Annotated in this window: 18 protein-coding genes; 5 read left to right on the forward strand and 13 right to left on the reverse strand. The window is 68.3% G+C overall.

Going from position 1 to position 19,676, the window contains the following annotated elements; all coding sequences use genetic code 11:
- Nucleotides 1-68: 68 nt before the first annotated feature.
- From AC1Z3W_RS21760 to AC1Z3W_RS21775, 4 genes are all read right to left on the reverse strand, one after another.
- On the reverse strand, nt 69-1,688 hold the full coding sequence (locus AC1Z3W_RS21760) for an FMN-binding glutamate synthase family protein (RefSeq protein ID WP_483508409.1): 1,620 nt from the start codon (nt 1,686-1,688) through the stop codon (nt 69-71).
- Nucleotides 1,689-1,807: 119 nt separating this feature from the next.
- The gene (gene mnmA / locus AC1Z3W_RS21765; RefSeq protein ID WP_175826751.1) at nt 1,808-2,962 is read right to left on the reverse strand and encodes a tRNA 2-thiouridine(34) synthase MnmA; all 1,155 of its coding nucleotides are present in this window, start codon (nt 2,960-2,962) and stop codon (nt 1,808-1,810) included.
- Nucleotides 2,959-3,468, reverse strand: a complete 510-nt coding sequence (locus AC1Z3W_RS21770) for an NUDIX hydrolase (protein ID WP_057926749.1) — start codon at nt 3,466-3,468, stop codon at nt 2,959-2,961. The genes mnmA and AC1Z3W_RS21770 overlap by 4 nt, the downstream gene beginning before the upstream one ends.
- A 438-nt stretch (nt 3,469-3,906) precedes the next feature.
- Nucleotides 3,907-4,827, reverse strand: coding sequence for a LysR family transcriptional regulator (locus AC1Z3W_RS21775; RefSeq protein ID WP_483508410.1), 921 nt, complete (start codon nt 4,825-4,827; stop codon nt 3,907-3,909).
- Between the two features lie 80 nt (nt 4,828-4,907).
- Between AC1Z3W_RS21775 and AC1Z3W_RS21780 the strand changes: the two genes are divergently transcribed.
- Nucleotides 4,908-5,831: a carbon-nitrogen hydrolase family protein gene (locus tag AC1Z3W_RS21780; protein WP_124834302.1), complete on the forward strand. Its 924-nt coding sequence runs from the start codon at nt 4,908-4,910 to the stop codon at nt 5,829-5,831.
- Between the two features lie 68 nt (nt 5,832-5,899).
- Here the strand turns inward: AC1Z3W_RS21780 and AC1Z3W_RS21785 are convergent, their stop codons facing one another.
- The 8 genes from AC1Z3W_RS21785 to AC1Z3W_RS21820 all read right to left on the reverse strand — a co-directional run bounded on the left by AC1Z3W_RS21785 (nt 5,900) and on the right by AC1Z3W_RS21820 (nt 15,074).
- Nucleotides 5,900-6,586 (reverse strand): helix-turn-helix transcriptional regulator, encoded by a 687-nt coding sequence (locus AC1Z3W_RS21785; protein ID WP_124834303.1) that lies wholly within the window; start codon nt 6,584-6,586, stop codon nt 5,900-5,902.
- 73 nt (nt 6,587-6,659) lie between these two features.
- Complete coding sequence (locus AC1Z3W_RS21790; RefSeq protein WP_483508411.1) at nt 6,660-7,082, reverse strand: VOC family protein; 423 nt, start codon at nt 7,080-7,082, stop codon at nt 6,660-6,662.
- A 297-nt stretch (nt 7,083-7,379) separates the two neighbouring features.
- A complete protein-coding gene (locus tag AC1Z3W_RS21795) occupies nt 7,380-8,678 on the reverse strand; it encodes a THUMP domain-containing class I SAM-dependent RNA methyltransferase (protein ID WP_483508412.1) in 1,299 nt (432 codons plus the stop codon).
- A gap of 154 nt (nt 8,679-8,832) precedes the next feature.
- Entirely contained in the window at nt 8,833-10,956 is a 2,124-nt protein-coding gene (locus tag AC1Z3W_RS21800) for a site-specific recombinase (RefSeq protein WP_057926743.1), read from the reverse strand.
- A gap of 495 nt (nt 10,957-11,451) precedes the next feature.
- Nucleotides 11,452-12,174, reverse strand: a complete 723-nt coding sequence (locus AC1Z3W_RS21805; RefSeq protein WP_483508413.1) for a PqiC family protein — start codon at nt 12,172-12,174, stop codon at nt 11,452-11,454.
- Nucleotides 12,171-13,790 carry a PqiB family protein gene (locus tag AC1Z3W_RS21810; protein ID WP_057926741.1) on the reverse strand — a complete coding sequence of 540 codons (1,620 nt, stop codon included), beginning with the start codon at nt 13,788-13,790 and terminating at the stop codon, nt 12,171-12,173. Before AC1Z3W_RS21810 ends, AC1Z3W_RS21805 begins: the two co-directional genes overlap by 4 nt.
- Nucleotides 13,783-14,412, reverse strand: coding sequence for a paraquat-inducible protein A (locus AC1Z3W_RS21815; RefSeq protein WP_057926740.1), 630 nt, complete (start codon nt 14,410-14,412; stop codon nt 13,783-13,785). The genes AC1Z3W_RS21810 and AC1Z3W_RS21815 overlap by 8 nt, the downstream gene beginning before the upstream one ends.
- Nucleotides 14,409-15,074 (reverse strand): paraquat-inducible protein A, encoded by a 666-nt coding sequence (locus AC1Z3W_RS21820; protein ID WP_057926739.1) that lies wholly within the window; start codon nt 15,072-15,074, stop codon nt 14,409-14,411. Before AC1Z3W_RS21820 ends, AC1Z3W_RS21815 begins: the two co-directional genes overlap by 4 nt.
- A 258-nt stretch (nt 15,075-15,332) precedes the next feature.
- Between AC1Z3W_RS21820 and AC1Z3W_RS21825 the strand changes: the two genes are divergently transcribed.
- From AC1Z3W_RS21825 to AC1Z3W_RS21840, 4 genes are all read left to right on the forward strand, one after another.
- Complete coding sequence (locus AC1Z3W_RS21825; RefSeq protein ID WP_057926738.1) at nt 15,333-15,893, forward strand: cytochrome b; 561 nt, start codon at nt 15,333-15,335, stop codon at nt 15,891-15,893.
- A gap of 8 nt (nt 15,894-15,901) precedes the next feature.
- Entirely contained in the window at nt 15,902-16,462 is a 561-nt protein-coding gene (locus tag AC1Z3W_RS21830) for a YceI family protein (RefSeq protein WP_124834307.1), read from the forward strand.
- A 65-nt stretch (nt 16,463-16,527) separates the two neighbouring features.
- Nucleotides 16,528-17,109, forward strand: coding sequence for a YceI family protein (locus AC1Z3W_RS21835; RefSeq protein WP_057926869.1), 582 nt, complete (start codon nt 16,528-16,530; stop codon nt 17,107-17,109).
- 172 nt (nt 17,110-17,281) lie between these two features.
- Nucleotides 17,282-18,559, forward strand: a complete 1,278-nt coding sequence (locus AC1Z3W_RS21840; protein ID WP_057926737.1) for an MFS transporter — start codon at nt 17,282-17,284, stop codon at nt 18,557-18,559.
- Between the two features lie 155 nt (nt 18,560-18,714).
- Here AC1Z3W_RS21840 and secF read toward each other — a convergent pair whose 3' ends face one another.
- Nucleotides 18,715-19,665, reverse strand: coding sequence for a protein translocase subunit SecF (secF, locus tag AC1Z3W_RS21845; RefSeq protein ID WP_124834308.1), 951 nt, complete (start codon nt 19,663-19,665; stop codon nt 18,715-18,717).
- Nucleotides 19,666-19,676: the final 11 nt, after the last annotated feature.

Below are 19,676 nucleotides of genomic sequence, written 5' to 3' on the forward strand. Positions count from 1 at the left end.
GGCAAGAGAAAAGCGCCCCGCGGGGCGCTTTTTTTGGGCGGATCGCCCGTGCGAAGGGCGATCGCGCGTCATTCGATCGACGTGTAGACGGTCTCGCCGAGCACGAACGAATCGCTGCGCGCGATCGGCCACCACTTGTCGTACAGCGTATAGCCGCAGGTCCGGCCGTCGAGCAGCGCGCCGGGCTTCAGGTACTTCAGCAGCTGCGACATCAGCCGCACTTCGTGCGACGCGACGCGCTGCACGATGTGATGCGCGCGCAGCTCGGACGGATGACCGAGACCGGCCGCCTGCACGAGTTCCTGAAGCGCGTGCAGCGTATTGCGATGGAAGTTGTACACGCGCTCGGCCTTGTCGGGCACGACGAGGGCGCGCTGGCGCACCGGGTCCTGGGTGGCGACGCCGGTCGGGCAGCGGTCGGTATGGCAATGCTGCGCCTGGATGCAGCCGACCGCGAACATGAAGCCGCGCGCCGAGTTCACCCAGTCGGCGCCGATCGCGAGCGTGCGCGCGATGTCGAACGCGGTGATGATCTTGCCGCTCGCGCCGATCTTCACGCGCTCGCGCACGCCGATCCCGACGAGCGTGTTGTGCACCAGCAGCAGCCCTTCCTGCAGCGGCACGCCGACATGGTCGGTGAATTCGAGCGGCGCCGCGCCGGTGCCGCCTTCCGCACCGTCGACGACGATGAAGTCGGGCACGATGCCCGTCTCGATCATCGCCTTCGCGATCCCGAAGAATTCCCACGGATGGCCGATGCACAGCTTGAAGCCGGTCGGCTTGCCGCCCGACAGCGTGCGCAGCCGCTCGACGAATTCGAGCAGCCCGCGCGGCGTCGAGAATTCCGAGTGGGTCGCGGGCGAGATGCAGTCCTTGCCCATCGGCACGCCGCGCGTCTCGGCGATCTCGGGCGTGATCTTCGCGGCCGGCAGCACGCCGCCGTGGCCGGGCTTCGCGCCTTGCGACAGCTTGATCTCGATCATCTTGACCTGCGGATCGGCGGCCTGCTTCGCGAACTTGTCGGGGTTGAACGTGCCGTCGTCGTTGCGGCAGCCGAAGTAGCCGGACGCGATTTCCCAGATGATGTCGCCGCCGTTCTCGCGGTGGTATTTCGACAGCGAGCCTTCGCCCGTGTCGTGCGCGAATCCGCCTTTCTTCGCGCCGAGGTTCAGCGAGCGGATCGCGTTCGCGGACAGCGAGCCGAAGCTCATCGCCGAGATGTTGAAGATCGAGATGTCGTACGGCTGCGCGCGGTTCGCGCCGACCCGGATGCGGAAGTCGTGGTTCGGCAACTTCGTCGGCGCGAGCGAGTGGCTGATCCATTCGTGCGCGACGGCCTTCACGTTCAGTTCGGTGCCGTACGGGCGGTTGTCGGCGACGTTTTTCGCGCGCTGGTAGACGAGGCTGCGCTGCGCGCGCGAAAACGGCTTCTCGTCGGTGTCGTCCTCGACGAAATACTGGCGGATCTCGGGGCGGATGAACTCGAACAGGAAGCGGAAATGGCCCCAGAGCGGGTAATTGCGCAGGATCGCGTGGCGGTCCTGGTTCAGGTCGTACAGGCCGAGTGCGACGAGGGCGACGGGGAGGATGATCCACAGCCAGGAAAGCACGTGGATCGACGCGAGTGCGGCCGCCGCGACGAGCAGCAGGACGGCACACCACATCGCGAGGTAGCGTCGTGAAAGCATGGGGGCTCCGTAAGCATCTTGAAATGCCGCCATGCGTACGCTGCGAAGGCGGCGCACCGGCCGCGGCGGAATCGTGTTCCGCCGGGCGCGGCGTGCCGCAAGTCTAAACCGAATGGATGTCAGCGTGCTTCGGCGAGCGTGCCCGGGTGGGTTGCCGCCGCGGCCGGCGCCGTCTGGCCGGGCTGGCCGGTGGCCGCGAATTCGATGATGCCGCCGCCCAGGCAGATTTCGCCGTCGTACAGCACGGCCGACTGGCCGGGCGTGACCGCCCATTGCGCGTCGTCGAACGCGAGCGAGAAGCGTCCTTCGTCGGCCCGACCGAACGAGCATGCCGCATCCGCCTGCCGGTAGCGTGTCTTCGCGCCGCACGAGAAGCCGTCGGCCGGCGGCTCGCCCGCGACCCAGCTCACGTTGCCGGCGACGAGCTCGCGCGACAGCAGCCACGGATGGTCGTGGCCCTGCACGACGTACAGCGTGTTCGACGCGATGTCCTTCGCGGCGACGAACCACGGCTCGCCGCTGCCGTCCTTGCTGCCGCCGAGGCCGATGCCCTTGCGCTGGCCGAACGTGTAGAACGCGAGGCCGATATGTTCGCCGACCACCTTGCCGTCCGGCGTCTTCATCGGGCCGGGTTTCGTCGGAAGATAGCGGTTCAGGAAGTCGCGGAACGGCCGTTCGCCGATGAAGCAGATGCCGGTCGAGTCTTTCTTCTTCGCGTTCGGCAGGCCAATCTGCGCGGCGATCTCGCGCACCTTCGTCTTCGGGATCTCGCCGAGCGGGAACATCGTCTTCGACAGCTGCGCCTGGTTCAGCCGGTGCAGGAAGTACGACTGGTCTTTCGTATGATCGAATGCCTTCAGCAGTTCGAAGCGACCGTCGCGCTCGCGCACGCGCGCGTAGTGGCCGGTCGCGATCATTTCCGCGTCGAGCGACATCGCGTGATCGAGGAACGCCTTGAACTTGATCTCGGCGTTGCACAGCACGTCCGGGTTCGGCGTGCGGCCGGCCGAGTATTCGCGCAGGAATTCGGCGAACACGCGGTCCTTGTATTCGGCCGCGAAGTTCACGGCTTCCACGTCGATGCCGATCAGGTCGGCGACCGACACGACGTCGATCCAGTCCTGGCGCGTCGAGCAATATTCGCCGTCGTCGTCGTCTTCCCAGTTCTTCATGAACAGGCCGACCACGTCGTACCCCTGTTCCTTCAGCAGCCATGCGGTCACCGACGAATCGACGCCGCCCGACATGCCCACTACTACACGGCGCTTGCTCATTTGTTCACCGCCTGACGGTCGAATGCTTCCGGACGTGGCGCGACCGAATGCGTATGCACGAAATCGAGCGGAATGCGCCGCCCGGCGAGATAGTCGTCGACGCAGCGCATCACCGCCGGCGAGCGGTGGCGCTCGCTGCACGCGCGCAGTTCGTCGGCGCTCATCCACAGTGTGCGGACGATGCCGTCGTCGAGCGTGTGGCCCGGCAGCGGCTCGCCGGCCGTGCCGCAGAACGTGAAGCGCAGGTAGGTCGCGCCGGCGCTGCCGGGGCGATCGTAGTGCGCGAGATACACGCCGACGAGCGCATCGGGGACGAACGGATGCGCGGTTTCCTCGAGCGTCTCGCGGATCACGGCGTCGGCGAGCGTCTCGCCGGCTTCGAGATGGCCGGCCGGCTGGTTGATGCGCAGGCCCGTCGAGGTTTCTTCCTCGATCACGAGAAAGCGACCGTCGCGCTCGACGAGCGCCGCGACGGTCACATGCGGGGTCCAGATTTCGGGTTTCATGGTTCGGCATTTTACCGGTTGCGCCCGGACGCTGCCGGTCCCTTCGTTAGACGAATCCGACCCTCGTCATTCGTATGGCGACGACGGAACGCCCCGGTTGCAGCGAGGTGTATCGGCGGCGCGGCCTGCATCGATCGGCTCGCGGGCCGGGCGGAGGGGGCCATAGGCCTACCGGCAACAGCCCGCCGGCCAGCAGCCCGTCGCGACAGTCCATCGGCAGCAGCTCACCGGCAGCAGCTCACCGGCAGCAGCTCACCGGCAGCAGCTCACCGGCAGCAGCTCACCGGCAGCAGCTCACCGGCAGCAGCTCACCGGCAGCAGCTCACCGGCACCAGCTCACCGGCACCAGCTCACCGGCACCAGCTCACCGGCACCAGCTCACCGGCACCAGCTCACCGGCACCAGCTCACCGGCACCAGCAGAGTCGCACCCCATTTTTCACGGCGCGACGATCGTCGCGACGCAGGCGGCGATCGTGTCCCGCACGCGCACGATCGCCGGGTCGCGCTGCGTGCTCGTTCGCCAGCCGATTTCCACCGGGTAGCGTGGCAGCTCGACCGGGCACGCGAGCGCGCGCAACGACGTCGACTGCGCGATCGCGCGTGCAGCGTGCGCCGGAATCGTCGCCACGGCGTCGGATCCTGCGAGCAGGTACGGCAGCGCAGCGAAGTGCGTGGTCGAGGCCGAGACGCGCCGCTTGTGGCCGAGCGCGGCCAGCGCCTCGTCGACGATCCCGATCACGCCGCCCGACGACACGAGCAGGTGATCGCGCTGCAGGAAATCGGCGAGCGCGAGCGTGCGCGGAGATCGCGCGCGGCCGGCCGGATCGATCAGGCACGCGTAGCCGCCCGTCGCGACCGCCCGCCGGCTGAGGCCGTTCGCCGAAAACCCGCCCGACGCGATCGCGAGGTCGACGCCGTGCCGCAGCAGCGCGTCGCCGGCGATGCCGCTATGGGTCTGCCGGAAGATCAGCCGGATACCCGCGGCTTCCCGCGCGACCGCGTCGATCAGCGCGCGGCCGAGCGCGATCTCGAAGTCGTCCGACAGCCCGATCGAGATCGTGCGGCCGACCCGCTCGCCGCCGTCGGCCGCAATGGCGAGGCTTTCGCGGCAGCGGTCGAGCGCGTCGGACAGGATCGGCTTCAGCTCGTCCGCGCGCGGCGTCGGCGCGAGGCCGCGGCCGGTGCGCACGAACAGCGGATCGGCGTAGATCACGCGCAGCCGCGCGAGCGCCGCGCTGACCGCCGACTGCGTGAGGTCGAGCCGCAGCGCCGCGCGGCTCGCGCCGCCTTCCTCGTACAGCGCCTCGAACACCTTCAGCAGGTTCAGGTCGAGCCCGGCGATATCATCCGCATTCATGTCAGTTATCGTTGTATCGATTTGATCGATGAAATGATATCGACAAAGATGGCGTTACCCCATTCACCGGAGACGCCTTCATGTCCACCTCAGTCATCGCCGCGCTGCAGATCGGCGCGTCGCCCGCCGGCACGCGCGCCACGCTCGACACGATCCTCGGCTACGAAACCGCGATCCGCGACAGCGGCGCGTCGCTTGTCGTGCTGCCCGAGGCCGTGCTCGGCGGCTATCCGAAAGGCGAGATCTTCGGCACGCGGCTCGGCTACCGGCTGCCCGAGGGCCGCGACGCCTATGCGCGCTACGCCGCGCAGGCGATCGACGTGCCGGGGCCGGAAACCGACGAACTGACCGCGCTGTCGCAGCGCACGGGCGCGAGCCTCGTGGTCGGCGTGATCGAGCGCGGCGGCAGCACGCTGTATTGCACGGCGCTGTTCTTCGATCCGCGCGACGGACTCGTCGCGAAGCACCGCAAGCTGATGCCGACCGGCACCGAGCGGCTGATCTGGGGGCAGGGCGACGGCTCGACGCTGCCGGTGGTCGACACGGCCGCGGGCCGCGCGGGCGCCGCGATCTGCTGGGAGAACCACATGCCGCTCCTGCGCTGCGCGATGTATGCGAAAGGCGTGCAGATCTGGTGCGCGCCGACCGTCGACGAGCGCGACCTGTGGCAAAGCTCGATGCGGCACATCGCGCACGAGGGGCGCTGCTTCGTCGTGAGTGCGTGCCAGGTGCAGCCGTCGCCGCGCTCGCTCGGCATCGACGTGCCGGGTTGGGATCCCGAGCGGCCGCTGATCCGCGGCGGCAGCGTGATCGTCGGGCCGCTCGGCGACCTGCTGACGGAGCCGTTGATCGGCGAGGCCGGGCTCGTGACCGCGCGCATCGATACCGACGAACTCGTGCGTGCGCGTTACGACTTCGACGTTGTGGGGCACTATGCGCGCGCCGACGTGTTTTCGTTGCACGTCGACGAGCGGCCGAAGCGGCCAGTGGTGTTCGAGGGCTGACGGGTGTTGCCGGGGCGCACGCCCCGGTGCAGGGGGCAGGCTTGCGGCTTGCTGTCGCCGCGTGCGCTTCAGCGCATCGGCGCGTCCGCGATCCGCATATAGTCGGCGATCCGCCGGCCTTCCATGTCCGGAAACTGCTCGTGCACGGTGATGTCGCCCATCCGCGCGATGTCGAAGGTGCGGAAGTCGCCGCGCAGTTCGCACCACGCGCCGATCGTCCAGCGTCCGCCCCAGTAGACGAGCCCGAGCGGCCACACGCGGCGCTGCGTGTGCGCGCCGAGCCGGTCGCGGTAGTCGAAGCTGACGACGTGGTGCGTGTCGACCGCCTGGTGGATCGCATCGACCTTCGCGCAGAACGTCTCGTCGATGTGGAACGACGGCGCGAACACCGGCAGGCGATCGAGCGCGGTGCGCTTGTCGGCCGGCATCGCCGACGCGATCTTCGCGAGCGCCGAGCGCGCACCGCCCGCGAAGCGCGCGCCGCCCCAGGTCTCGAGCATCCGCGCGCCGACCGCGAGCGCCGCGAGTTCCTCGGCCGTGAACGTGAGCGGCGGCAGGCTCGCGTTGCGGTTCAGCCGGTAGCCGATACCGGCTTCGCCTTCGATCGGTACCCCTGACAGTTGCAGGTCTCGCACGTCGCGATAGACCGTGCGCGGCGACACCGACAGCCAGTCGGCGAGCTGCTGTGCGGTCGTGAGACGACGCCCGCGCAGCAGCTCGGCGATCTGGAACAGGCGGTCGGCACGGCGCGTCATGGCTGCACCTCGACTCCAACGGCGACGGGGACTTCGCGATGATAGCGCCGCGCCGGCCGGATCGTGGATGCGCTCAGTGGCATTTCGGTGCGTGCAGGCCGACGCGGTTGCCTTCGGTGTCGATCAGGTAGCCGATGTAGCCGTAGTTGTTCGGCAGCTCGATGACCGAGCCCTGCACGACGCCGCCCGCGCGTTTCGCGCGTTCGAGCGCCGCGACGACCGACTCGCCGGCGTTCAGGTACACGAGCACGCCGTTCGCGCTCGGCTTCATCTGCTGCGGATCGAACACAATGCTGCCGCCCGTGCTCGACGCTTCGTGATCGAACACGGCCATCGGCACGCCGCCGATGACTTCGCGCTGCAGCGTCGTTTGCAGCACGGTTTCGTAGAAACGGATCGCCCGGTCGAAATCGAGGGACGGGATGTCGAACCATGCGATCGCGCGTTCCAGCGTTGCGGTTTCGGTTGCAGTTGCAATTGCAGTTGCGGACGTCATGACGAGCTCCTTGTTTTGTTCGGGTTCTTGAGGGAAACCAGCCTTGCATTGCGCCGGGATTGCAGTGTGATCGGGGGCTGCTGACAGCGTGCTGTCAGTAGTCATGGCGGTGCTGACAAAACGCCGCTTCGTCGGCACAGGCGCCGTGCGAAACCTCGGCGGCGCGCGGGTGGCGGGGCGCCACGCGGGGGGCTGCCCGCATGGGGGCGGCAGAAAGAAAAAATGCCCGGCGGATCGGCCGGGCATCGTCTGGGTGTCAGCGGGCGGCCGCAGCGGCCGGCGCGGGGTGTGGGCGCGTCAGGCGTCGCCTTCCGGCGCGGCCGGGCGTGCCTTCACGCTGCCGGCGATCAGGTCGAAGCGGAACAGCCGGCATTCGAGCGCGCCGTTGAACAGCGGCGTTTTCGCCGATTCGCGCAGCCGCAGCTGGCCCGGCAGCGACCGGTCCGACGTCAGCAGAAACGCCTGCCAGCCCGTGAAGCGCTGCTTGAGCGCATCGCCGAGCGCGTTGAAGAACTCGCTGTCGGGCGCATCGGTGTGCGTGCGGCGGAATGCGTCGTCGTTGCCGCGGTTGCGGCCCGTCTCGCGCACCTCGCCGCGCGCGCTGCGGCCGCGCACCTCGATCCGCTCGCCGTACGGCGGGTTCGCGAGGATGATGCCCGGGCCGTCGCACGGCGGCGTCATCCCGCGCGCGTCGACCTGCTTGAGCCATACCGACGGCACGCCCGCGCGCTCGAGGTTCGCGCGCGCCTTCTCGAGCATGTCGCCCGAGATGTCGCTGCCGTACACGCCGAGCGTATCGCGCTTGCCGCGCGCCGCGCGCTTCACGTCGAGCGCCGCGACCTTCAGGCCCTGCCATGCGGTGATGTCGTACTGCTTGAGCTTTTCGAAGCCGAAGCGGCGCTCGACGCCCGGCGCGACGCCGAGCGCGATCTGCGCGGCTTCCGCGAGGAACGTGCCGCTGCCGCACATCGGGTCGTACAGCGGCGTGCCGGGCGTCCAGCCCGTCAGGCGCAGGATGCCGGCCGCGAGGTTCTCGCGCAGCGGCGCGGCGCCCTTGTCGAGGCGCCAGCCGCGCTTGAACAGCGGCTCGCCCGATGTATCGAGGTACAGCGTGCACTCGTTGGCCGTCAGGAACGCGAACACGCGCACGTCCGGCGCGCCGGTGTCGATGCTCGGCCGCGAGCCGGTCTTCTCGCGCATCCGGTCGCAGATCGCGTCCTTCACGCGCAGCGTCGCGAATTCGAGGCTCTTCAGCGGCGACTTGATCGCGGTGATGTCGACGCGCAGCGTCTGCGTCGACGCGAACCAGCGTTCCCACGGCTGCTCGAGCGCGAGCGCGTAGACGTCCTGTTCGTTGCGGTACGGGCGGTGTGCGATCTTCAGCAGGATCCGGCTCGCAATCCGCGAATGGAGGTTCGCGGCCATGCCGGCGGCCCAGCCGCCACGGAAATGAACGCCGCCCGGCACCTGCGCGCCCGCGGTGAACGGCGCGCCGTCCAGATGGCGGCCGGCGATTTCGGCCAGCTCGGCGGCAAGCGCCGCTTCGAGGCCGCGCGGGCAGGGAGCGAAGAATTCGTACAGGGTGGGCGAGGACATAAGGCGGGTGAGGACGTGCAAAAGTCCACTATTGTACGCGGCGCGGGCGGCTGGAGCGGGCGTTGCGTCCGATTTGGGGCGCCGGCGCGGGCGCACCGGCCGTGACGGCGGGCCGCTCGGCCCGCGCGGCGGCGCCCGCGCCGGCGTCGAACGGTCAGTGCGAGTCCGGCTGGCCGGCCCGCGCGGCCGGGACGGCGGCCGGCCAGAACAGCGCGGACGGCTTCGACAGGACCGTGCGCACGATCGCGCCGACCAGCGCGCGCACCTTGGTGCGGCGCAGGCTGCGCGAGCGCACGGCCATCGTGAACGCGAGCGCGAAGCTCACGAGCACGTTGAGGATCGCCATGCTCAGCACGCCGGCGCAGGCCCACCACAGCTCGGGCGTACTCAACGCATCCTTGCCGAGCACGCCGAGCGCGATCCCGATCGAGCCGGCCGACAGCGTCACGTGCCGCACCTCGAACGGGAACAGGAACACGGTGACGATCGCCGGGATCAGGCCGAGCATCAGGCCGAGGCCGACGTTGGCGACCACGCCTGCGACGTTCGACCGGCAGAAGTGCGCGAGCTTCGCGGCGCCCGACGCGCCGAGCGTGAGCCGCAGCCGGCGGTTGTAGGTGAGCGCGTCGCCGACCCGGTGCAGCACGAACCAGTTGTCGGCCCAGCCCGCGAGCAGGCTCGACGCCCACAGCAGCACGCCCGTGAGCGCTGCGTAGAGCGGCGTCGGGCCCAGCAGCGAGAACGAATGCAGTGTCGCGTGCGCCTTGTCCGGCGAGATCAGGTTCGCGTGCAGCAGGTTGCCCGCGAACAGCTGCACGAGCAGGCACACGGGCAGCACGACGAGCACGTTGCCGGAGATCGCCGCGGCTTGCGTGCGGATCAGCGCGATCACCGACGCGACGAACGCCTTCACGCCTTCCTCGTGACCGGTGTCGTCGAGCTCGCGCGCGAGCGTCGGCGCGGTCATCGCGGGCTGCTTGGTCGCGAGCGTGAAGTGCAGGAAGTGCATCAGCATGAAGCTGGCCGCGTAGTTGACGCCCGCGAGCAGGCCTTCGAGCATCGACTGCAGGTGCGCGCCCGTGATCGCGAACTTCACGCACACGGTCGCGACGGTCACGAGGCCGCCGCCCGCGGCCATCCGCAGCATCTTCAGGTACTCGGCGCGACCGCGCGAGATGTAGTGCTCGCCGGTGTCGGCATTGGTCTCGACGAGCTTGCGCGCGAACAGCGAGAAGTTGCTGCGCACGAGGTGCGTGACGCTCTGGCTGTTCTGGTTCGCGTCGACGAGCTCGGCCGTCAGGCGCGCCATCCCGCGCAGGTCGTCGCGTGCCATCCATGCGTTGAGCAGCATTTCCGCGCGCAGGATGCGCATGCGCATCCGTTCGACCTGGAACACGATGTCGACCGACACGCCATTGCGGTACAGGTGCGCGAACACGTCGTCGACCGCGATCCGGCATTCGTCGAGCAGCACGCGCAGGTAGTTCACCTCGTGCAGCAGCTTGCTCGCGTCGCCGCCGTCCTCGGCGGCCGCGTGCGCGGTTTCGACCGCGAGCATTGCGCGCGTCAGGCGATAGAACGGCTGCGTTTCGAGCGGCTTGCGCGCGTCGTCGTCGGACAGCCGGCTGCGTACCGTCTGCGACAGGCCGGTCGAACTGATCTGGCAGGTCAGGTTGTGCAGCGCGGCCAGCAGGTCGCGCGAGAACGAGCCGGGCTCGTGGCGCTCTTCGTCGGTGACGTCGAACGAGATCAGCTCGGCGAGGCGCGCGAGCAGGTCGTCGGGCAGCGCATCGATCCATTGCGCGTCTTCCGGCGTCGGGAACATCAGCGTGAACAGCGCCGCGAGCTCGCGGCGGTTCGGCGCGGGCGGAATCAGCGACGCGTCGATCCGCTCGAACAGCGCGCCGAAGAAGCCGGAATGCACCGGCATCCCAGCATCGCACAGCAGCGAGATGCCGTCGCATTCGCGCAGGATCCCGCGCAGGATGCGCGCCGCATGCGATTTCCACGCGGGATTGCGGTCGAGCACGTGGAACAGGTAGCGCAGCCGCGCGTGGGCCGGGTACGCGCGCGTGTCGGCATCGCGCTCGGCCGGCGCATCCTGCGCGGCCTGCATCGCGCCGTTGCGGCGCAGCCAGTGCGCGAGCTCGATCAGCCATTCGCTGCGCTCGGCGTACGACACGTCCGCGTCGGCATGCGCGAGCAGCGCATCGAGCTGGTGGCCCGCATTGCGCGACGCGCGCCACTTCTTGATCAGGGTCGTCAGGGAACGAAACATAAACGGAATAGCGAAAGCCCTGGACGGGCGGGTTCGGGATGCCGGCCGGGAACACGGCGCGGCGCCGGGGAGAACGGTGAGGCTGGTCGCGTAGCCGGACGACGCGTGGCGATCCGCGATGCGGCTGCCCCGATGCGCCGCGCGCGGATGCGCGCGAGCCCCGGGAGGCGTGGCGATCGGATCGGACGCGGGCGGATCGCCGCTGGCTCGCGCGCACGACGGGCGGCGCAAGCCGGGAAGTGCGTAGGATCGTCAATCGGGCGCGAAAACGCAAGCCGACCGCGGTGTGTGGCGCCGGTTCCGGCGGATTTTGACAAACAATGCAAAGCCGCCGTTCGGCCGATGGATGCCGTGCGGCGTCGGCCGTATCGGCGATGGCGGCGAATTGGCGTGCGCGGCGCCGCGCGCACGCGGTTCGCCGCCGATGGCGGCTATCGGGCGGCGCATGCCGCATGCGGTCGCATGCGCGAATGCACCGGGCCGCGCGCCGTGCGCTTACGCGCCGGACTTGCCGGTCGCGCCCGCGTCGCCGCCGGGCGTCGGATTGGCCGGGCAGGGCACGGCAGGCGCGGCGGACGTTGCCTTGCCGGACGCGGTCGAGGCCGCCGTCGCACCGCCCCGCGCGGCCATTGCGCGCACGCCGGACGCAGCCTGCGCTGCAATCACGTCCAGTGCGCGCCGGTGTCCGGCAACGAGCGCGTCGTAGCCGTCGGCGACCGGTTCCGCGACGCTCGTGCGGCACGTCATCACCGCCTGCGTGCCGAGCGCGCGCACGCTCCACACCGCATCGATCGCCGCACGCTTGCCGGGCCACGACTCGAAGCGCTGCACGTTCACGCTGATCCGATAGACGGGCACGCCGGCCGGATACGCGGAATTCGCGACGTCGATCGTGCCGAGCTGCGCGGCGAGATCGTCGGACAGCGCGCGGCGAATCTCGTCGGCGGGCGGCGCGGCCCAGCGCTCCTGCTCGAGCACGTCGACCTGCGCGGCGTTCTTCTGCACGACGAGCTGGTTCTTCGCGACCTGCTCGGGCACGCCGACGGACGGCACTTCGATCAGGAACGCCGGATTGGCGGGCGCGGTGCGCACGGGCGCCGCGGCGTCGGCCGGGCTCAGCGTATAGAACCGCGCGGGCGGCGAGCTGCACGCGGCGAGCGCGAGTGCGGCGAAGGCCGCCGCCGCGCCGCTCGCGAAACCGTTCACGCGTGTCGTCATTGTTGGTCTCCTGGCTTGCCCTTGAGCAGCGATTCGGGATGGCGCTCCAGATAGTCGGCGAGCGCGTTCAGCGATTGCAGCGTGCGCGTGAGCTCCTTCAGCGCGCCGCGCACGTCGGACTGCAGCGGCGAATCCTGCTGCAGCGTCGCCTCGGCGGTCGAGAAGGTCTGCTTCGCGGCCGACAGCGTGTCGCGCGCTTCCGGCGCGACCTGCGTGTCGAGCTGCTTGAACAGCTTGTCGGCGTTCGACAGCGCGCTGTTCAGGTTCGCGCCGATCTGGTCGAACGGCACCTTGTCGAGCTTCTTCGCGATGTCGGCGACCTGCAGCTGCAGCTCGTCGAGCGTGTTCGGCACGGTCGGCAGCTCGAGCGGCTGGCGCGCCGCGTCGATCGTCACGGCCGGCGCCTTCGGGAAGAAGTCGAGCGCGACGTACAGCTGGCTCGTCAGCAGGTTGCCGGTGCGCAGCTGGCCGCGCAGCCCGTGCTTGACGAGGCGCTCGACGATCTCGCGGCGGGCCGGTTCGCCCTTGCTCTCGATCGTTTCGCGGAAACGCCGGCCGAGCCGCTCCGGATAGATGTTCATCGTCACCGGCATCAGGAAGTTCTTGGTCTTCGGATCGAAGTCGATGCCGATGTTCGTCACTTCGCCGAGCACGATGCCGCGGAAATCGACCGGCGCGCCGACGGCAAGCCCGCGCAGCGACTGGTTGAAGTTCATCACGACCTGCAGCGGCTGGCCGTCCGGGTCGCGCATCGCGTCGGCCTCGTCGGAGCCGAGGCGGAAGGTCGTGTTGTTCGGAGCGGTTGCGCCGCTGTCCTGGTTCGGCGGCGTCTGGAACGCGATGCCGCCGAGGATCACCGTCGCGAGCGACTGCGTGTTCAGCTTCAGGCCGCTCGAATCGAGCCGCAGGTCGACGCCGCTCGCCTGCCACCAGCGCGAGTTCACGCCGACGTACTGGTCGTACGGCGCGTTGACGAACACGTTGAACGTGACGCCCGTGCCGTCCTTGTCGAGCGAGAAGCCGACCACCTGGCCGACCTGCACGCGGCGGTAGTAGATGGGCGAACCGATGTCGACTGAGCCGAGCGAATCGCCGCGCAGCACATACTGTGTGCCCTTCTGGTCGCCGGTCACGGCCGGCGGCGTCTCGAGGCCCGTGAAGTCGCTCTGCGTGTCCTGCCCGTGGCCGGCGTCGACGCCGATGTACGCGCCCGACAGCAGCGTGCCGAGCCCCGACACGCCGGTCGTGCCGACGCGCGGACGCACGATCCAGAAGCGCGAGCCCTTGACCGCGAAGTCCTCGGCTTCCTTCTTCAGCTGCACCTGGACGAGCACGCGCGACAGGTCCTTCGACAGCTTGATCGTCTTGACCATGCCGATCTCGACGTCCTTGTACTTGACCTGCGTCTTGCCCGGCTCGAGCCCTTCCGCGCTGTGGAAGCTGATCGAGATTTCCGGGCCGCGCTCGCGCACGGACTTGATCACGAGGCCGATGCCGATCAGCGCGGCGATCAGCGGCACGAGCCAGACGAGCGACGGCAGCCAGCCGCCTTTCGTCGAGATCGCCGGATCGGGTGGCCGGGACGCGTCGTGCTGCGGGCCTTGCGGACTATTCATGGTGTTTCCCTGAGGTTTCGACTGGATCCCAGATCAGGCGGGGATCGAACTGCATCGACGCGAGCATCGTCAGGATCACGACCGAGCCGAACGCGAGCGCGCCGGGGCCGGCCGTGATCACGGCGAGCGAACGGAAATGGACGAGCGCGACGGTCAGCGTCACGACGAAGATGTCGAGCATCGACCAGCGGCCGATCCGCTCGACGATCCGGAACAGGCGCGTGCGCTGCAGCGGCCGCCACGCGGCGCGCCGCTGCGCGCTGGTCACGAGGATCGTCAGCACGCCGAGCTTGAGCATCGGCACGAGGACGCTGGCGACGAACACGACGACGGCGAGCGGCCAGTCGCCCGATGTCCAGAAATAGATGACGCCGCTCATGATCGTGTCTTCCTGCGAGCCGACGATCGACGACGTGTGCAGGATCGGCAGCAGGTTCGCCGGGATATAGAGGATCGCGGCCGCGATCAGCAGCGCCCAGGTGCGCATGATGCTGTTCGGCGTACGGAAATGGAGCGCGCTGCCGCAGCGCGCGCAATGCGCGTGCGGATGATCGATCGTCTGCACGAGCCCGCACGCGTGGCAGCTGGCGTAGCCCTCGCGGGCGGCGGTCGGTGTCGTCATCGGCGGGGACCTTGCGGCAGCGGCGTGGCGTCGTCGGGCCGCGCGGGCGAGCGGCCGGCGCGCAGGTCGTCGGCGATGTCCCACAGCGTGCGCGGATCGAACATCAGCACGACGGCGGTCATCAGCGTGAGCGCGCCGAACGCGAACAGCGCGGCGTCGGGAACGACCCTTGCGAGACTCACCATCTTCACGATCGTCACGAGGATGCCGAGCATGAACACCTCGATCATGCCCCACGGCCGCACGAGCTGGATCATGCGCAGCACGAGGTTGAGGCCAGGCGGCACGACACCGCGGCGGATCGGCAGCAGCACGTAAAGCAGCGCGGCCATCTCGACGAGCGGGAACAGCACGGTCGAGCAGAACACCATCACGCCGACGACCGCCATGTCCTGGTGCCACAGCGCATCGATCGCGCCGATCAGCGTCGTCTGCACGCGGGTGCCGTTCAGGTCCATTTCGAGAATCGGGAACGTCTGCGCGATGACGAACGTGACCAGCGCCGCGACCGCGAGCGCGGTGATTCGCTCGATCTGCGTGGTGCTGTTGCGATAGAGCAGCGCGTCGCAACGCGGACAGCGCGCGATTTCGCGGCCGCTGAGGCGCGGTTTATGCAACAGTGCGTCGCATTCGTGGCAGGCAATCAGGTCGTATCGTTGCATGGAGAAGGCGGTTGCGTGACGGCAGATGCGTGCGTCGACGGGGCCGGAACCCGCGCCAATCTTACCAAAACGGCCTTTTCGCGGTGTCAACGCCCGTGTTTATTGTGACCGTTCGGTAACCTGACGCGAACGTGGCAGCCGGCTGGCGAGCCTGTCCTCAGAGTCCGCGCGTGACAAAAGGTTGCGGTAGCATGGCGCCCTTGACAAGCGTCGGACGAATTTACCGGCGCAGCCGTTCGCTCAACTGAGGAATCCAAGATGGCATCGAATTCGCTGCCGGCCAGGCCGGCACGTTACACGCAGACCGCGATCGCGCTGCACTGGCTGATCGCGCTGCTGATCATCTGTGGCTTCGCGCTCGGCTGGGTGATGACCGACATCCCCGGTTTCACGCCGACCAAGCTGAAGTATTTCTCGTGGCACAAGTGGATCGGCGTGACGGCATTCGCGCTGGCCGTCGTGCGCGTGCTGTGGCGTGCGACTCACGCGGCGCCCGCGCTGCCGGGCGATACGCCGGCGTGGCAGCGTGCGGCGTCGCACGGCGTGCACATCCTGCTGTACGTGCTGATGCTCGTGATTCCGATGACCGGCTACCTGTACAGCTCGGCGTCGAACATCCCGGTCGTGTACCTCGGCATCGTGCCGCTGCCGCGCCTGATCGATCCCGATCCGGTGCTGAAGGAAACCTTCAAGACGCTTCACGTGTCCTTGAATTACATTTTGCTTGCGCTCGTCTCGCTGCACGTGCTCGCGGCGCTCAAGCACCAGATGTTGGACCGCGACGGCCTGCTGTCGCGGATGCTTCCCTTTGCCAAATGAAGGATCCCATGAAAGTGTCTTTCTCCCGCTCCATGCTGACCGCGTTCGCCGCGGTGTCACTTGTCGCGTCGGCCGCGGCGCACGCCGACGTCGACCTCGCGAAGAGCAAGGTGTCGGCCGTCTCGAAGCAGATGAACGTGCCGACCGAAGGCGCATTCAAGAAGTTTTCCGCGCAGGTGAAGTTCGATCCGGCGAAGGCCGCGCAGGGCAGCGCGCAAATGACGATCGACATCGCGAGCTTCGATCTCGGCGACAAGATGTACAACGACCAGGTCGCGGGCAAGGACTGGTTCGACGCGAAGGCGTATCCGCAGGCGACCTTCGCGTCGTCGGCGATCGCGCCGGCCGGCGGCAACAAATACAACGTGACCGGCAAGCTGACGATCAAGGGCAAGTCCGAGACCATCACGGTGCCCGTCACGGTCACGCAGAACGGCGCGACGCAGACCTTCGACGGCGTGCTGCCGATCAAGCGTTCGGCGTTCAACGTCGGCACCGGCGAGTGGAAGGACACGTCGATCGTCGCCGACGACGTGCAGATCAAGTTCCATCTCGTCGCCACGAAGTAAGCGGCGGGCTGTCGCATCACCCGAATGCCGCGCGAGGGCGCGGCGCTGTTCCAAGGAGAATGAGTTTGAAAAAGCATCTGATCATCGCCGCGGGCGCGCTGGCCGCGTCGCTGTCGTTCTCGGCGTTCGCCGACAGCGCGACGTACCAGTTCGACCCGAGCCACACGTACCCGAGCTTCGAGGCCGACCACTTCGGCGGCCTGTCGGTCTGGCGCGGCAAGTTCGACAAGTCGAGCGGCACCGTGACGCTCGACCGCGCGGCGAAGACGGGTACGGTCGACGTGACGACCGACATCGCATCGATCCACACGGGCAGCGCGAAGCTCGACGAGCACCTGCAGACGGCCGAATTCTTCGACGCAACCAAGTTCCCGCAAGCAAACTACAAGGGCACGATCAAGTTCGACGGCGACAAGCCGGTGTCGGTGGTCGGCAGCCTGACGCTGCACGGCGTCACCAAGCCGCTGACGCTGAAGATCGATTCGCTCAAGTGCATGCCGCACCCGATGCTCAAGCGTGAAGTGTGCGGCGTCGATGCGGTCGGCGAATTCAGCCGCGACGATTTCGGCCTCGACTATGGCAAGCAGTACGGCTTCAAGATGAAGACGAAGCTGCTGATCACGGCCGAAGCCGTCAAGCAGCAGTAACGCGCCCGACCGGGCCGGCTCGCGTCACGCCGCCGGCCCGCCGCGTGCCAGCCGCCGCGCTCCCGTTTCCGGGGGCGCGGCGGTTTTTTTTGCGCGCCTATAATCGTCGGCACAGCTCGCGGCGCGAGATCGGACGCGTCGGACAGAACGTACAACGACAAGGAGATCGCCGATGCACGCCGTCACGCAGTCCAGCTCCATCGCTTCGTCGCCGCGCGTGTGGCGCGCGGTGGTCGCCGCGTCGATCGGCAACGCGCTCGAATGGTTCGATCTCGTCGTCTACGGCTTCTTCGCGGTGACGATCTCGAAGCTGTTCTTTCCGGCAGGCAACGACACCGTGTCGCTGCTGCTCACGCTCGGCACGTTCGGCGTGTCGTTCTTCATGCGCCCGCTCGGCGCGATCGTGCTCGGCGCGTACGCCGACCGCGCGGGCCGCAAGGCCGCACTCACGCTGTCGATCCTGCTGATGATGGCCGGTACGCTCGTCATCGCGGTGCTGCCGACCTACCAGACGATCGGCGTCGCCGCGCCGCTGATCCTCGTCGCCGCGCGGCTGATGCAGGGCTTCTCGGCGGGCGGCGAGTTCGGCAGCGCGACCGCGTTCCTCGCCGAACACGTGCCGGGCCGGCGCGGCTTCTTCGCGAGCTGGCAGGTCGCGAGCCAGGGTCTCACGACGCTGCTCGCCGCGGGCTTCGGCACCGTGCTGAACGCACAGCTTACGGCCGACCAGATGGCCGCGTGGGGCTGGCGCATTCCGTTCTTCTTCGGGCTGCTGCTCGGGCCCGTCGCTTACTACATCCGCTCGAAGGTCGACGAGACGCCCGAGTTCCTCGCGGCCGAAAGCACCGCGAGCCCGTTGCGCGACACGTTCGCGACGCACAAGGCGCGGCTCGTCGCCGCGATGGGGGTGGTGGTGCTCGGCACCGTCGCGACCTATCTCGTGCTGTTCATGCCGACCTACGGCGTGAAGCAGCTCGGCCTCGCGCCGTCGGCCGCGTTCGCGGCGATCCTCGTCGTCGGCGTGATCCAGATGGCGTTCGCGCCGCTCGTCGGCCACTGGTCGGATCGTTACGGCCGCGTGCGCGTGATGTTCGCGCCGGCGGTCGGCATTCTCGTGCTGATCTATCCGGCGTTCGCGTATCTGGTCGCGCATCCGGGCTTCGGCACGCTGATCGCGCTGCAGGTGCTGCTCGCGTTCCTGATGACCGGCTATTTCGCGGCGCTGCCGGGCCTGCTGTCCGAAGTGTTTCCGGTGCAGACGCGCACGACCGGGATGTCGCTCGCCTATAACGTCGCGGTGACGATCTTCGGCGGCTTCGGGCCGTTCATCATCGCGTGGCTGATCCGCGCGACCGGGATGAAGACCGCGCCGAGTTTCTACCTGATGTTCGCGGCCGTGCTGAGCCTCGCGGCGCTGGTCGTGCTGCGGCGGCGGTTCGGGTTCCGGTGATCGCGTGCGTAGGCATCCGTCGCGCGGGAGAGATCGACTTCGCAGTATCGCGGCAGCACGCCGTCGCGCCGTGGGAGGAGGGCGTGGCGCGCACATGAAAAAAGGCCGGTCCACGAGGGACCGGCCTTCCGGTATCAGCCGAAACGGCGCGGCGCTTAAACCTGCGCGCCCGCGTTCGGATCGTCCGGGTCGTGCGCGGTCTTCTTGTCCTTGATCAGGTCTTCGCGCTTGATGCCGAGCCACATCGCGAGCGAGCCCGCGACGAACACCGACGAGTAGATGCCGAACATGATGCCGACCGTCAGCGCGAGCGCGAAGTAGTGCAGCGTCGGACCGCCGAAGAAGAACATCGACAGCACCATCATTTCCGTCGACGTGTGCGTGATGATCGTCCGCGACATCGTGGTCGTGATCGCGTGGTTGATCACCTCCGGCACGCTCATCCTGCGTTCGCGGCGGAACGTTTCGCGGATCCGGTCGAAGATGACGACCGACTCGTTGACCGAGTAGCCGAGCACCGCGAGGATCGCCGCGAGCACCGCCAGCGAGAACTCCCACTGGAAGAACGCGAAGAAGCCGAGAATGATCACGACGTCGTGCAGGTTCGCGATGATGCCGGCGACCGCGTACTTCCATTCGAAGCGGATCGACAGGTAGATCACGATGCCGATCACCACGCACGCGAGTGCGAGCAGGCCGTCGGTCGCGAGTTCGCGGCCAACCTGCGGGCCGACGAACTCGACGCGCTGCAGCGACACGTCGGGGCTCTGCGCCTTCAGCGCGGTCATCACCTGGTCGCTCTGTTGCGCGGACGTGAGGCCTTCCTTCAGCTGCAGGCGGATCAGCACGTTGCGCGACGTGCCGAAGTTCTGCACCTGCGCATCGGCGTAGCCAAGCTTGCCGAGCGTGTCGCGCACGGGTTCGAGCTGCGCGGCCTGCTGGTACTGGACCTCGATCACCGTCCCGCCGGTGAATTCGACGGACAGGTGCAGCCCGCGGTGGAACAGGAAGAACACGGCGGCGAGGAACGTGACCAGCGAGATCACGTTGAACACCAGCGCGTGCCGCATGAACGGAATGTCTTTACGGATGCGGAAAAATTCCATGGCTTCGTCTC

Source organism: Burkholderia sp. 10_S31, assembly GCF_056930375.1.

What these genes read in the sequence shown, in the direction of transcription:
- AC1Z3W_RS21760 (WP_483508409.1), bottom strand. Translation starts at nt 1,688, where the DNA reads ATGCTTTCACGACGCTACCTCGCGATGTGGTGTGCCGTCCTGCTGCTC.
- mnmA (WP_175826751.1), bottom strand. Translation starts at nt 2,962, where the DNA reads ATGAGCAAGCGCCGTGTAGTAGTGGGCATGTCGGGCGGCGTCGATTCG.
- AC1Z3W_RS21770 (WP_057926749.1), bottom strand. Translation starts at nt 3,468, where the DNA reads ATGAAACCCGAAATCTGGACCCCGCATGTGACCGTCGCGGCGCTCGTC.
- AC1Z3W_RS21775 (WP_483508410.1), bottom strand. Translation starts at nt 4,827, where the DNA reads ATGAATGCGGATGATATCGCCGGGCTCGACCTGAACCTGCTGAAGGTG.
- AC1Z3W_RS21780 (WP_124834302.1), top strand. Translation starts at nt 4,908, where the DNA reads ATGTCCACCTCAGTCATCGCCGCGCTGCAGATCGGCGCGTCGCCCGCC.
- AC1Z3W_RS21785 (WP_124834303.1), bottom strand. Translation starts at nt 6,586, where the DNA reads ATGACGCGCCGTGCCGACCGCCTGTTCCAGATCGCCGAGCTGCTGCGC.
- AC1Z3W_RS21790 (WP_483508411.1), bottom strand. Translation starts at nt 7,082, where the DNA reads ATGACGTCCGCAACTGCAATTGCAACTGCAACCGAAACCGCAACGCTG.
- AC1Z3W_RS21795 (WP_483508412.1), bottom strand. Translation starts at nt 8,678, where the DNA reads ATGTCCTCGCCCACCCTGTACGAATTCTTCGCTCCCTGCCCGCGCGGC.
- AC1Z3W_RS21800 (WP_057926743.1), bottom strand. Translation starts at nt 10,956, where the DNA reads ATGTTTCGTTCCCTGACGACCCTGATCAAGAAGTGGCGCGCGTCGCGC.
- AC1Z3W_RS21805 (WP_483508413.1), bottom strand. Translation starts at nt 12,174, where the DNA reads ATGACGACACGCGTGAACGGTTTCGCGAGCGGCGCGGCGGCGGCCTTC.
- AC1Z3W_RS21810 (WP_057926741.1), bottom strand. Translation starts at nt 13,790, where the DNA reads ATGAATAGTCCGCAAGGCCCGCAGCACGACGCGTCCCGGCCACCCGAT.
- AC1Z3W_RS21815 (WP_057926740.1), bottom strand. Translation starts at nt 14,412, where the DNA reads ATGACGACACCGACCGCCGCCCGCGAGGGCTACGCCAGCTGCCACGCG.
- AC1Z3W_RS21820 (WP_057926739.1), bottom strand. Translation starts at nt 15,074, where the DNA reads ATGCAACGATACGACCTGATTGCCTGCCACGAATGCGACGCACTGTTG.
- AC1Z3W_RS21825 (WP_057926738.1), top strand. Translation starts at nt 15,333, where the DNA reads ATGGCATCGAATTCGCTGCCGGCCAGGCCGGCACGTTACACGCAGACC.
- AC1Z3W_RS21830 (WP_124834307.1), top strand. Translation starts at nt 15,902, where the DNA reads ATGAAAGTGTCTTTCTCCCGCTCCATGCTGACCGCGTTCGCCGCGGTG.
- AC1Z3W_RS21840 (WP_057926737.1), top strand. Translation starts at nt 17,282, where the DNA reads ATGCACGCCGTCACGCAGTCCAGCTCCATCGCTTCGTCGCCGCGCGTG.
- secF (WP_124834308.1), bottom strand. Translation starts at nt 19,665, where the DNA reads ATGGAATTTTTCCGCATCCGTAAAGACATTCCGTTCATGCGGCACGCG.